This is a genomic window from Qipengyuania sp. CAU 1752 (genome assembly GCF_054482615.1).
In genome coordinates this window covers 1,759,139-1,771,629 of sequence record NZ_JBTLRE010000001.1, presented here as the reverse complement: position 1 = coordinate 1,771,629, position 12,491 = coordinate 1,759,139, and the positions used below count along the sequence as shown (strand labels likewise).

At 61.3% G+C, this 12,491-nt stretch carries 11 protein-coding genes and 2 tRNA genes; 8 read left to right on the top strand and 5 right to left on the bottom strand.

Annotated elements, in window-relative coordinates:
* Window positions 1-63 precede the first annotated feature (63 nt).
* Window positions 64-345, bottom strand: a complete 282-nt coding sequence (locus tag ACXYL9_RS08665) for an FAD assembly factor SdhE (protein WP_459039177.1) — start codon at window positions 343-345, stop codon at window positions 64-66.
* 54 nt (window positions 346-399) lie between these two features.
* On the opposite strand from ACXYL9_RS08665, the gene recG reads away from it, so the two are divergent.
* A complete protein-coding gene (gene recG / locus ACXYL9_RS08660; protein WP_459039176.1) occupies window positions 400-2,463 on the top strand; it encodes an ATP-dependent DNA helicase RecG in 2,064 nt (687 codons plus the stop codon).
* Here recG and ACXYL9_RS08655 read toward each other — a convergent pair.
* Window positions 2,460-3,569 (bottom strand): GGDEF domain-containing protein, encoded by a 1,110-nt coding sequence (locus ACXYL9_RS08655; protein WP_459039175.1) that lies wholly within the window; start codon window positions 3,567-3,569, stop codon window positions 2,460-2,462. The two genes, recG and ACXYL9_RS08655, sit on opposite strands and share 4 nt — an antisense overlap.
* Window positions 3,570-3,849: 280 nt before the next feature.
* Window positions 3,850-4,323 carry a low molecular weight protein-tyrosine-phosphatase gene (locus ACXYL9_RS08650; protein ID WP_459039174.1) on the bottom strand — a complete coding sequence of 158 codons (474 nt, stop codon included), beginning with the start codon at window positions 4,321-4,323 and terminating at the stop codon, window positions 3,850-3,852.
* A gap of 65 nt (window positions 4,324-4,388) precedes the next feature.
* Here ACXYL9_RS08650 and ACXYL9_RS08645 point away from each other — a divergent pair, with 65 nt between their 5' ends.
* A complete protein-coding gene (locus tag ACXYL9_RS08645) occupies window positions 4,389-6,146 on the top strand; it encodes a DUF885 domain-containing protein (protein ID WP_459039173.1) in 1,758 nt (585 codons plus the stop codon).
* Window positions 6,147-6,228: 82 nt separating this feature from the next.
* Here ACXYL9_RS08645 and ACXYL9_RS08640 read toward each other — a convergent pair.
* Window positions 6,229-6,305, bottom strand: a tRNA-Pro gene (locus ACXYL9_RS08640).
* Between the two features lie 110 nt (window positions 6,306-6,415).
* Here ACXYL9_RS08640 and thyA point away from each other — a divergent pair.
* The 5 genes from thyA to ACXYL9_RS08615 all read left to right on the top strand — a co-directional run bounded on the left by thyA (window position 6,416) and on the right by ACXYL9_RS08615 (window position 11,745).
* Entirely contained in the window at window positions 6,416-7,363 is a 948-nt protein-coding gene (thyA, locus tag ACXYL9_RS08635; RefSeq protein ID WP_459039172.1) for a thymidylate synthase, read from the top strand.
* 102 nt (window positions 7,364-7,465) lie between these two features.
* A complete protein-coding gene (locus tag ACXYL9_RS08630; RefSeq protein ID WP_459039171.1) occupies window positions 7,466-8,755 on the top strand; it encodes a thiamine pyrophosphate-dependent enzyme in 1,290 nt (429 codons plus the stop codon).
* Window positions 8,752-9,825: an alpha-ketoacid dehydrogenase subunit beta gene (locus ACXYL9_RS08625; protein WP_459039170.1), complete on the top strand. Its 1,074-nt coding sequence runs from the start codon at window positions 8,752-8,754 to the stop codon at window positions 9,823-9,825. Before ACXYL9_RS08630 ends, ACXYL9_RS08625 begins: the two co-directional genes overlap by 4 nt.
* Before the next feature lie 5 nt (window positions 9,826-9,830).
* Entirely contained in the window at window positions 9,831-11,153 is a 1,323-nt protein-coding gene (locus tag ACXYL9_RS08620; RefSeq protein ID WP_459039169.1) for a dihydrolipoamide acetyltransferase family protein, read from the top strand.
* 19 nt (window positions 11,154-11,172) lie between these two features.
* Window positions 11,173-11,745 carry a DUF1801 domain-containing protein gene (locus tag ACXYL9_RS08615; protein WP_459039168.1) on the top strand — a complete coding sequence of 191 codons (573 nt, stop codon included), beginning with the start codon at window positions 11,173-11,175 and terminating at the stop codon, window positions 11,743-11,745.
* A 12-nt stretch (window positions 11,746-11,757) separates the two neighbouring features.
* Here ACXYL9_RS08615 and ACXYL9_RS08610 read toward each other — a convergent pair whose 3' ends face one another.
* A complete protein-coding gene (locus tag ACXYL9_RS08610) occupies window positions 11,758-12,207 on the bottom strand; it encodes a hypothetical protein (protein ID WP_459039167.1) in 450 nt (149 codons plus the stop codon).
* Window positions 12,208-12,382: 175 nt separating this feature from the next.
* Between ACXYL9_RS08610 and ACXYL9_RS08605 the strand changes: the two genes are divergently transcribed.
* A tRNA-Asp gene (locus ACXYL9_RS08605) sits at window positions 12,383-12,459 on the top strand.
* The last annotated feature ends 32 nt before the right edge of the window (window positions 12,460-12,491 follow it).

The window sequence follows — 12,491 nt, the reverse complement described above, 5'->3', positions numbered from 1 at the left end:
GAGGGGGCGCATCGTGTCGAAATGTGGCGTTACCGTGCGTTCGGGTTCAGGGCCAGCGCGTTTTCAGCGCGGAATATCGACATAGTCGAGCCGGCACATCAGCTCCATCTGCTCGCCTGCAAAGTGGTCCGGGATTGCCTGCGTTCCCAGCGCCCAGGCCATGATATCGACATCGTCCTCGTCGAGCAGCATCTCGAACCACGCCAACTCGCTCTCGCCCCAGTCATCCGAATAACGGTCGAAGAACCCGCCGATCATGAAGTCGGCCTCGCGTGTGCCGCGATGCCAGCCGCGAAACTTGGCGCGGGCCAGGCGAACTGAAAATGCGGGGTCTTGGTCTGGCATTGTCGGGCGGTTACGGCACTCGCCTTGGCGGCGCAAGCGGCTATAGATGCGGCCATGCGCCCTGATATCCTCAACCCGTTATTTGCCGAGATCGACACACTCGACGGTGTCGGGCCGAAGTTGAAGAAGCCGCTCGACAAACTCGGGCTTACCAGGGTGCGGGATGTCGCCTATCATCTGCCCGAACGCTTCGTGACGCGGCGTGCCGTAGGCGGTCTGGACGAGGCAGGCGAGGGCGAACAGATCGTCATCCAACTGACGCCAACAGAGCACCGCGCCCCGCGAATGCAGGGCCGCGGACCCTATCGCGTGTACGCGCAGGATGCTGCGGGGAATATCTGTGCGCTGACTTATTTTGGGCGAGCAAGCTACACCGCCAAGAAGCAACTGCCTGTAGACGAGACGCGCTGGGTGGCTGGCAAGCTCGAACGCTATGGCGACATGCTCCAGATTGTTCACCCCGATCACGTTCTGGAGCAAGGCGGGGAGAGCCTGCAGCGGCTGTGCGAGCCTGTCTATTCCCTGTCCGAGGGACTGACCCAGCCCAAGCTAGCGGGGCTGGCTGAACAGGCGCTCAGTAAGCTTCCCCGACTGCCCGAATGGATTGAGCCGGGCCAGTTCGACAAGAACGGGTGGCCCGCTTGGTCGGACGCGCTCAAGCTCGCCCACAGGGGGGAGAACGCGAGTGCGCGGGATCGGCTCGCCTATGATGAATTGCTGGCCAACAGTCTCGCCCTTTTGCTGGTGCGTGCCGACAACCGGCTGCGCAGGGGAAGGGCACTGAAGGGCGATCAATCGCGTCGTTCTAAACTCGACCTGCCGTTCCCGCTCACAGGCGCGCAGCAGCGATCGATCCGCGAGATCGAAGAGGATCTGGCGCAGGAAGCTCCAATGCTGCGATTGCTGCAAGGCGATGTCGGAGCCGGCAAGACTGTAGTGGCGCTCGAGTCCATGCTGGTGGCGGTAGAGGCAGGGGCGCAAGCGGCGCTGCTGGCGCCGACCGAAATCCTCGCCCGCCAGCACTACGAGACCTTGCGGCAGATGCTGCGCCCTACTGGAGTAGAAATTGCCCTTCTGACAGGCCGGGACAAGGGCCGAGCGCGCGAGAGCCTCTTGATGGGGCTTCTGGACGGCTCGATAGATATCGTCGTGGGCACCCATGCGATTTTTCAGGACGCGGTGCAGTATCGCGATCTCGGCCTGGTAGTGATTGATGAGCAGCACCGCTTTGGCGTCGCCCAGCGGCTGATGTTGACCCGCAAGGGCAAGCGAACTCCGCACACCTTGTCGATGACTGCGACCCCGATCCCGCGTACGCTGACGCTGGCGCAATATGGCGAGATGGACGTCAGCCGGTTGGACGAACTTCCTCCGGGAAGGCAGGCCATCGATACTCGCGTCGTCGGTCAAGAAAGGCTCGGCGAAGTGGTCGAGGGTGTCGGACGCCATATCGGCGCGGGGCGGCAGGCATATTGGGTCTGTCCAATGGTGCACGACAACGAAAGCACTGACATTGCTGCAGCCGAAGCGCGTTACGCGGCACTCAAGGAGCAATTCGGCGACACTGTGGTTCTCGTGCACGGGCAACTTGATGGAGTAGCAAAAGACGCGGCAATGGCGCGTTTCGCAAGTGGTGAAGCCAAGTTGCTGGTGGCGACGACTGTCATCGAAGTCGGGGTCGACGTGCCAGCGGCGACACTGATGGTGATCGAGCAAGCGGAACGCTTCGGGCTCGCTCAGCTGCACCAGTTGCGTGGGCGCGTGGGCCGCGGTGCCGACAAATCCGTTTGCCTCCTCCTGCGCGGTGAGGCGCTATCGGAGACAGGTCGCAAACGCCTTGCCTTGATGCGCGAGACGCAGGATGGATTCCGCATTGCAGAGGAAGACCTGGAACTGCGTGGCGGCGGCGAATTGCTCGGCACGCGCCAATCGGGCGATACGCCGTTCCGGATCGCCGATCTGGAACAGATCCAGCGCTTGTTGCCGATCGCGCATGATGATGCACGGTTGCTGATTGAACGGGACGGTGGATTGGAATCGCCGCGAGGCGAAGCGGCCCGCATCCTGCTCTATTTGTTCGAGCGTGACTGGGGTGTTCAGTTGCTCCGCGGGGGCTAAGCCGCCAACAGCACTCGGTCGCGCCCGGCGTGCTTTGCGTCATAAAGAGCGGCGTCAGCGCGTGCGATCATCGCCTCGGCAGAATCCCCTGGGACATAAGTCGCAAGCCCCGTGCTTACGGTCACGCAGATCGGCTCACCCGTTTCCATCTCGAGGTCGAGCGTGCTGATCGCCATGCGCAGGCGTTCGCAGCAGACAAAGGCATCACCGGGGCTGCAGTCGGGCAGGATAATGGCAAATTCCTCTCCGCCGAGACGCCCGACGGTATCCTGTCCGCGCATGACGTCCACCGAAGTCGTAGCAATTGCGCGTATCACTGCGTCCCCTGCCGGGTGGCCATAAGTATCATTGATGCGCTTGAAATGATCAATATCGAGCAGGGCGAGGGCCAACGGCGTCCCGTTCCGCTTCGCAGACGCAATTGCGCGGTCCAGCGATGCCATAAACTCACGTCGATTTGCCAACCCGGTAAGCTCGTCTGTCATCGCATGGCGCCGCAATTCGGTTCGGACACGGGCTTCCGCTGCTACGGCACGGCGAACGGCACCGACCGCAAGGCCCGCCAGCAGCATGAGCGCCAGTCCGGCACCCGACAACACATACTGATAGGCTTCGCTGGCTTCGGCGCGATCGCGGGCGAGCGCACTCTGCTGCCGAAGCAAGGTGGTCTCACGCTCAGCCACCAGCGCGAGTTTGGCACTGATGGTTTTCAGAGCGAGCCGACCTTCCCCGCTTCGCACCATCGTGAGGGCCTTTTCTTTTGCCCCGTCCTTGTGGGCCTGCACGATAGATTGGAGCAGTGTGAGCATTTTTTGAAAATCCTGCTCTACAGAATGTGCCACCACCAGCTGTTTGGAATCTTCTGCTACCAAGCTTGTGAGTTCACGGGTCAACGCCAGCCCAGATTGCCCGGAAACGTCCAAGGGTTCGAGATAGCTGGGATCGCTCGTCAGCAGAAATCCGCGTTCACCCCGCAAGGCGTTGAGGGCCGCGATCTCGATTTCCTGCACGGTATTGAGCACCGCGATAGCATGATCCTTGCTGGCTTCGGCGCGGATGCGCTCAGCTTCAGCCTGGCGCGCAAACCAGCTTGATCCGATAAGCATGAGGGCGAGCACGCCGATACAGGCGAGTAGTGCTTGACCTCGCCAGCTTGACGTCCTGCTACCACGGGCCACAGCCCCAACCAGCCACATAGGTGGCGCTCCCGATATTTTTGCACCTCGCAACCTAAAGAATTGCGGTTAAAATTTTGCCAACCGGGGCAGACATGGGGTGGTTTTGGCCGGAACTGGCAGGAACAGTGTCCGTGCGTTGTTCCCTGAGAAAAAATAGGCCTCAAGAATATCCAGCGTTGGCGGGACGATCAGCCAATTGGCAGAGGTGTCAGCGGGTCTTGCCGGACAGCTTGGCAACTAGTGCGTTGGCGGCGACCCAGACGTCTTCCCAGGTGTCGGCGAAATTCTCCTCTCCGCCGTAATACGGGTCGGCCACAGCTGCACCTTCGCGACCGGGAACAGCATCCAGCAACAGTCCCACGCGCGCCATGGCGTCGGGCGGGGCGAAGCGTTCGATGTGGGCGAGATTGTCGTGATCGAGCGCGAATATGTGGGTGAACCGCGTGTAGTCGCGTTGCTCGATCTGGCGCCCGCTATAACCAGAAATGTCAATGCCGTATTGCGCGGCGGTTCGGATCGCTCGGTCATCAGGCGCAGCGCCGATATGATAGGCGGCGGTGCCTGCACTATCGGCAATAGCATCGAGCCCGGCCTCTGCCGCAGCCTTGCGAAAGGCTGCCTCGGCCAAGGGCGAGCGGCAGATGTTGCCGAGGCATACGAACAGGACAGCGGGCGTAATCATTTTGACAGCCTACTGGACCGGGCAGGGTCGGCACAATAGACCGGCTGCGAATAGGAGAGAAAACAATGCGTCACTTCGTCGCCGCGCTGGCCCTTGCAACCGCAATTGTCGCACCGGCTGTTGCCCATCCCGAAGGGGACTACCGCGAATTGCGCGAAGAGATCTGGCAATGGCGGCTCGATAACAATCCCGGGTTAGCAACCAGTATCGGGGATCGCCGCGGAGATGGTGAACTGGGCGACTGGTCGCTTTCGGCGCATTTGCAAACGGTGGAAGAGGCAAAGGCTTTCGTCGCACGGATCGACGGCATCGACCGCACTGCCTTGCCGCAGGACCTGGCCGTCGACTTATCGATCATCAGGAGCAGCCTGGTCGATGCCATCGAGGCAGCAAAGCACGAGCACGATCTCTATGTCCTGTTCACCAATCGCGGGGGCTGGTTCTCTTACCTCTCGTCGCTTCCGCACCGTTCGCCGCTGTTCACCAAGGCCGATTACGAGAGCTACATCGGTCGGATGGAGGCCTATCCGCAGGTCAACGCCGATGGGATCGCCCGCACCCGAGAAGCAGTAGCGCGTGGCCTGACCCAGGCGTGCGAGCCGATGGAAGGATTCGGCGATCGGCTATCAGAGCAGATACACGATGATTACGCGCAGTCGCCGCTGTGGTCTCCATTCGCGGGCGAACGCCCCGGGACGATCTCGGAATCGGACTGGAAGGCGCTGAAGGAACGTGCTCAGCTAGCCATCGCAAACGATGTCTTTCCTGCCTATCGCTCCTTTGTCGACTACTACGCGAGCGAATACGCGCCCGCCTGCCGTGACGGCGCGCCTGGCATCTCGCAGACACCTGGGGGCGATGCCTATTACGATCACCTCGTTCGGTCCTACACCACCACCGACCTGACCGACGAGGCGATCCATGAGCTCGGCCTGCGCGAAGTCGCACGGATCCGGGCGGAAATGGTGAAAGTGGCGCGCGAAGCCGGCTTCGAAAGCCGTGAAGCGTTCATCGAGGACTTGCGGACCAATCCGAAATACTATGCCGAAACGCCAGAGGAACTCATCAATGCCGCCAGCGCGTTGGCCAAGCAGATCGATGGCTGGATGCCCAAGCTGTTCGGCACGCTGCCGCGCCAGCCCTATACGGTTTCGCCAATCCCCGCGGCGCTCGCGCCGGGCAACACCACCGCCTATTACGAGCGTGGCTCGCTCGAAACCGGCCAACCGGGCATATACCGCGTCAACACAACTGCGCTCGACCAGCGTCCCTTGTGGGAACTGCCCGCACTGGGGGTGCATGAGGCGGTGCCAGGGCACCACCACCAGATTGCCTTGCAACAGGAATTGGACATCCATCCGCTGCGCGCCAACGGCACCTTTTTCACTGCTTTCGTCGAGGGCTGGGGACTCTATTCCGAACGGCTCGGCATCGAAATGGGATTGTACGATACGCCCGCCAAGCAGATGGGACGGTTAAGCTACGAGATGTGGCGTGCCACGCGTTTGGTCGTCGACACGGGCCTTCATGCCAAGGGGTGGAGCAAGCAGCGCGCGGTCGACTACATGCTCGATAACACCGCCCTGACCGAGGCCAATATCGATGCCGAGGTCAATCGCTACATCACCCGGCCAGGCCAAGCTTTGGCGTACAAGATCGGCGAGCTCAAGATTCGAGAGTTGCGCCAGCGCGCAAGTGACGCATTGGGAGCCGATTTCGACCTGCGAGCATTCCACGATGCCGTGCTGGAAAACGGCGCGGTACCGCTCGACGTGCTCGAAGCCCATATCGACCGCTGGATTGAGAAGGCAGGCGAAGGCTAAGCGCTCCTCGCGGGCACTCTCAATGCCCGCGAGGCATGCCAACCGTATTGGCGAGTGCTACGTGCCGCTAATGGCTAGAAATTGGTCGGGGAGAGAGGATTCGAACCTCCGGCCCCTGCCTCCCGAAGACAGTGCTCTACCAGGCTGAGCTACTCCCCGACCGTGTCGTCCCGCCGGGCAGAAGCCTGAGGCGGGTCGAGGCAAGGCGCGCCCTATAGGTGTCGACAGGCGGGGTGGCAAGCGGGCAATTGCGCGGCTAGGAAATTCGCATGGCTACAGCCCCTACATCAAGCGATTCTCACCATCCCGAGCAGCAGTACCTCGACCTGATGCGTCACGTCTGGGAGTTTGGCGACGAACGGGTCGACCGCACCGGGATCGGCACGCGCTCGGTATTCGGGGCGCAGTTGCGGTTCGATCTGTCTGGTGGTGCAATGCCGCTGCTGACTACCAAGCGCGTCTATTGGAAGACCGCCACGCGCGAGATGCTGTGGTTTCTGACCGGGGATACAAATATCCGACCGCTGGTGTTGCAGGGTGTCAAAATCTGGAACGAGTGGCCGCATGCCCGTTACGTGCAGGAAACCGGCGACGATATCGCGCTGGAGGCATTTGTCGAGCGTATCGCCGAGGAGGCCGATTTCGCAGAGCGCTGGGGTGATCTGGGGCCGGTGTACGGCAAGCAATGGGTCGACTGGCCCACGTATCGCTATCGCAAGGACGGGCTTTTCGAGCGCGGCGACGGGATCAACCAGGTGGCCGAAGTGGTCGCGAGCCTCAAGCACAACCCCGGAAGTCGGCGCCATATCATCGAGGGCTGGAATGTCGCAGAACTCGACCGGATGGCGCTGCCGCCCTGTCACAAGACCTACCAGTTCCATGTCGCCGAGGGGCGTCTCAACTGCCTTCTATACCAGCGCAGCTGCGATGTGGCGCTGGGCCTGCCGTTCAACCTGTGGTCGGCGGCGCTGTTACAGCGCATGATGGCCCAACAGACCGGGCTGGAGGCGGGCGAGCTGGTATGGACCGGTGGTGATACGCATCTTTATCTCAACCACGCGCACCTGATCGAGGAACAGTTGCAGCGGGAACCACAGGGACACCCGCGCCTTGAGATGGTAAGGTGTCCGCCAAGCATCTTCGATTACCGGATCGAGGACTTCGTGGTGCACGATTACTCGCCGCTGGGGGCGATCAAGGCGCCGGTGGCCGTATAGACCCTCGTGTGCCGTGGCTTGACCGGACGAGGCTAGCGCAATAAACGTGCGCGAGATTGTAAGATTGCAACTGCCACGTTCGGCAGCAGGGGAGAGCGCTGTATGGCCGACCGGCCAAAAGGGCATAACAAGCCGAGCCTCGAGCTACACGTCCCGGAACCCAAGTTCCGTCCGGGCGACCAAGCCGATTTTTCGCATATCGAAATTGGGGAAGCCGGAGCGCAGGCGCGTCCTGACGAGGCTTGCGGAGCCAAGGACACCTTGCCGCTCTGCTACGATTTGATCCGTGTCCTGGGTGAGGACAACAAGGCACATGGTCCCTGGGACCCCAAGCTCGATCCCGACACTTTGCGCACCATGCTGAGCCATTTCGCTCAGGTTCGCGCCTTTGACGAACGCATGTTTCGTGGCCAGCGGCAGGGCAAGACCAGCTTTTACATGAAATGCACCGGCGAAGAGGCGACCAGCATCTCCGCCGCCATGGCGCTGGCTAGCGACGATATGGTGTTCCCCAGCTATCGCCAGCAGGGCATTCTCCTCGCGCGGGGATACCCTATGATCGAGATGATCAACCAGATCTATTCGAACAAAGGGGACAAGCTGAAGGGTCGCCAGCTGCCGATCATGTACTCGAGCCGCGAGCACAGCTTCTTCTCGATCTCGGGCAACCTCGCTACGCAAACGCCGCAAGCGGTGGGCTGGGCTATGGCCAGCGCGATCAAGAACGACAGCCGTATCGCGGCTACCTGGGTTGGGGAAGGTTCGACAGCAGAGGGCGATTTCCACAGCGCCTGCACCTTTGCGGCGGTCTACAATGCCCCGGTTATCCTCAATGTTGTCAACAACCAGTGGGCGATTTCCAGCTTCTCGGGCTTCGCCGGGGCGGAGCGTACGACCTTCGCCGCGCGCGCGCTGGGGTATGGCCTTGCCGGCCTTCGGGTGGATGGCAACGATCCGCTCGCTGTTTACGCTGCCGAGCAGTGGGCCGCCAACCGCGCCCGCGCGAACATGGGGCCGACACTAATCGAGTTCTTCACCTACCGTGCAGAAGGGCATTCCACATCCGATGACCCGAGTGGCTATCGCAGCGCGCAGGAGCGCGAGGAATGGCCGCTGGGTGATCCGGTCATGCGGCTCAAGAACCATCTCATCGCGCTAGGCGAGTGGGACGAGGAGCGGCAGGAGAAGATGGACCTTGATGCGGCCGAGAAGGTGAAGGCGACCACCAAGGAGGCCGAGAAAAATGGGATCCTGGGCCACGGCCTGCATCATCCCTTCCACACCATGTTCGAAGATGTGTTCGAGGAACTGCCCTGGCACCTGGAAGAGCAGGCCGAGCAGGCGACACGAGAGCGCAAGATCAAGTGGCCCGAAGGGAGGCCAAGCAAATGAGCGAGAGCACATTGAAATCCGCTCCCGAAGGCGAGAAAGCGGGCGAGGGCCAGGTCGAACGCCGCATCAATATGATCGAAGCGATCAACGAAGCGCTCGACATCATGCTCGAACGCGATCCCGATGTGATCATCATGGGCGAGGATGTCGGCTATTTTGGCGGTGTGTTTCGTTGCACCGCGGGGCTGCAGGAAAAGCATGGCCGGACGAGGGTATTCGACACTCCGATCAGCGAGTGCGGCATTATCGGCGTGGCCGTGGGCATGGGCGCCTATGGCCTGCGTCCGGTGCCCGAAATCCAGTTTGCGGATTATATCTATCCCGGCCTCGACCAGCTTATCTCGGAAGCCGCGCGGCTGCGCTATCGTTCGGCTTGCGACTACATCGCCCCGATGACGGTCCGCTCGCCCTTCGGCGGCGGCATCTTCGGCGGACAGACCCATAGCCAGAGCCCGGAGGCAATCTTTAGCCATGTCTCCGGCCTCAAGACGGTCATTCCCTCTACCCCCCATGATGCCAAGGGGCTGCTGATCAGCTGTATCGAGGACAATGACCCGGTCATCTTCTTCGAGCCGAAGCGAATCTATAACGGTCCGTTTTCGGGCTATTACGACAAGCCGGTCGAACCTTGGAAGAAGCACAAGGATTCGGTGGTGCCGGAGGGCTATTACAAGATCCCGCTGGGCAAGGCGCGCCATGTCACCGAAGGCGAGCAGCTGACCGTTCTGGCCTATGGCACGATGGTTCATGTCGCCGAAGCCGTGTGCCGTGAAAAAGGCGTCGAGGCTGACATCCTCGACCTGCGCACCATCGTTCCGCTCGATATCGAAGCGATCGAGGAATCGATCAAGAAAACCGGCAAGTGCATGATCGTCCACGAGGCGACCCGCACGTCCGGATTCGGGGCGGAGCTTTCCGCGCTGGTACAGGAACGCTGTTTCTATCATCTCGAAGCCCCGATCGAACGCGTGACCGGCTTCGACACACCCTATCCGCACAGCCTCGAATGGGCCTATTTCCCCGGCCCTGTCCGCCTCGGTGAGGCAATCGACCGACTTTTGAGCGAGTAAGACCCATGGCCAAGTTCACGTTCAACATGCCCGACGTAGGCGAAGGCGTTGCCGAAGCGGAAATCGTCGACTGGCACATCAAGGTCGGCGACACGGTCAAGGAAGACCAGCACCTGGTCGACGTCATGACCGACAAGGCGACGATCGACATCGAAAGCCCGGTCGACGGCAAAGTCCTCGAAATCGCAGGCGAGCCCGGCGACATTGTTTCGGTCGGAGCCATGCTCTTGGTGATCGAGGTCGAAGGCGAAGTGGCCGACGATATCGAGGAAGAAGGCGATACCGGCACCGATGCCTCGGCTGACATGGCTACTGCTCCCAAGGCCGACGTGGTCGAGGAACGGATCGAGGTAGAAAACCCCGATGCGTCCGACGCCGATGACGCAATGGCGGCTGATCCTGAGCCGGCACCTGCTCAGCCGAGCGAACCTGCCCCGGCACCGACCGAAAAGTCCAAGGTGCTTGCCAGCCCGGCGGTCCGGAGCCGTGCCAGGGAACTCGGGATAGACCTGGCCGACGTCAAAGCTGCCGAGGATGGTCGCATCCGGCACGGCGATCTCGACGCGTATCTTTCCTATACCGGCGGCTTTGCGGCCGCGGCGAAGACGCGTGACGACGAAGAACGCAAAGTCATCGGCATGCGCCGGCGCATCGCCGAGAACATGGCTGCTTCCAAGCGCAATATCCCGCACTTCTCCTATGTCGAGGAAATCGATGTCACCGATCTGGAAACCATGCGTGCCCAGCTTAACACCAGCAGGGGCGACCGGCCCAAGCTGACCATTTTGCCGTTGCTGATCACGGCGATCTGCAAGACGTTGCCCGATTTCCCCATGATAAACGCTCGCTATGATGACGACAACGGGCAGGGTGGTGTGGTGACCCGCCACGGTGCTGTGCACCTGGGCATGGCGACCCAGACCGATGCCGGCCTGATGGTCCCCGTAATCCGCAACGCGCAGTCGAAGAACCTGTGGCAACTTGCCAACGAGATCGGTCGCCTTGCCGAGGCCGCCCGGACGGGCAAGGCCAAGTCCGAAGAACTGTCGGGCGGCACACTGACGGTGACTTCGCTTGGCCCGCTCGGCGGGGTGGCAACCACACCGGTGATCAATCGCCCCGAAGTCGCCATCATCGGTCCCAACCGCATCATCGAACGGCCGATGTTCGTGCCCGATGGGCAGGGCGGCGAAAGGATCGAGAAGCGCAAGCTGATGAACATCTCGATCAGCTGTGATCACCGCGTAGTCGACGGCTACGATGCGGCCAGTTTTGTCCAGGCTCTCAAGAAATTGATCGAGACACCGGTTCTGCTACTTTCCGACTGAATTCAGCGGGAGTAGCAGGATGAGCGCAGACAGGGTCGACGCCTATATCAACAAGGCGCAGCCCTTTGCGCGACCGATCCTGCGCCACGTGCGCCGACTGGTCCATCGCGCGCTTCCCGGTGTTGAGGAAGCGATCAAGTGGGGCATGCCATATTTCGTGGTGAACGGTAAGAATGCGGTCGGCATGGCGGCCTTCAAAAAACACGCCGCAGTCACTCTTTGCAGCGACATTTCCGCGGGTGAGGGGATGGGGAATTTCGGCAAGATCACCAGCCTCGATGACTTGCCAGATGAAAACGAACTGATCGTCAGGATTCAGAACTCGGCTGAGGCGGCACAGGGCCGGGTCGAAAAGCCGCCGAAGCCAAGTTCGAAGCTCGCGATCCCGATGCCGGACGATTTTGCAGCATCGCTGGCGGCGTCCTCCGCAGCGCAGTCTTTTTTCGACCGGTTCACCGATGCCCAGCGGCGCGACTACCTCGAATGGATCATCAGCGCCAAGCGCGAGGAGACGCGTGAGAAACGCATCGCCACTGCCACCGAATGGATTGGCGAGGGCAAGAAGCGAAACTGGAAATACGAGAAGTGCTGAGGCCGGCCAGGATCAGCGTACGATCGCGCTGTAGCTGAGCAGCCCTCTTCCGCGCGCTGCGCGGTCTTCGTCAACTTGCCAGCGCAAATGCGTTACATCTTCCGGACTTGCTCGCCTCGCTCCGATGCGCAAGTCGGCGAGGAGGCCCCAGGTCCGCGCGCCATCTACGGATACGAGGGGGATGTGCGCGCCGCTTTTCTGATAGGCGAGGTCATTGGGGATCCGGCTCGAAACTACGAAGCCGTTGCCGGCCCCCGGTGCATTCCATTCCAGCATCAGTACGACCGAATCGCCGCGGCGCAATTCAGCGGCGGGCTGCAACTCGCGGACAACGCGTCCGCCGATGCGTTCGATGCGCTCGATATAAACCGATCGTTCGATGGCGATAGACGGCGCAGACTGTGCCGCAAGGCTGGCTGTGCACAACAGCGTCAGGCTGGCTAGGATACCCATTGAACGCATGACGCCCCTCCCATCGCGAGCGATTTTCATCGCTTGCAGACTTGGCCGAAAGCTCCGAAAATATGGTTAACGCGGCAAGATGTTTCGGCTGCGTGAAATTTGCGTTCAACTGTTATTGACAGCCTTCCGAGCCTGCCCTAACTGCGCCGCTCCCACGCAGCACTGCTGTGTTTGTGCGGGTGTAGCTCAGTTGGTTAGAGCGCCGGCCTGTCACGCCGGAGGTCGCGGGTTCGAGTCCCGTCACTCGCGCCACTTCCTTTATGGAAGCGGCATCCTCCCCAAGG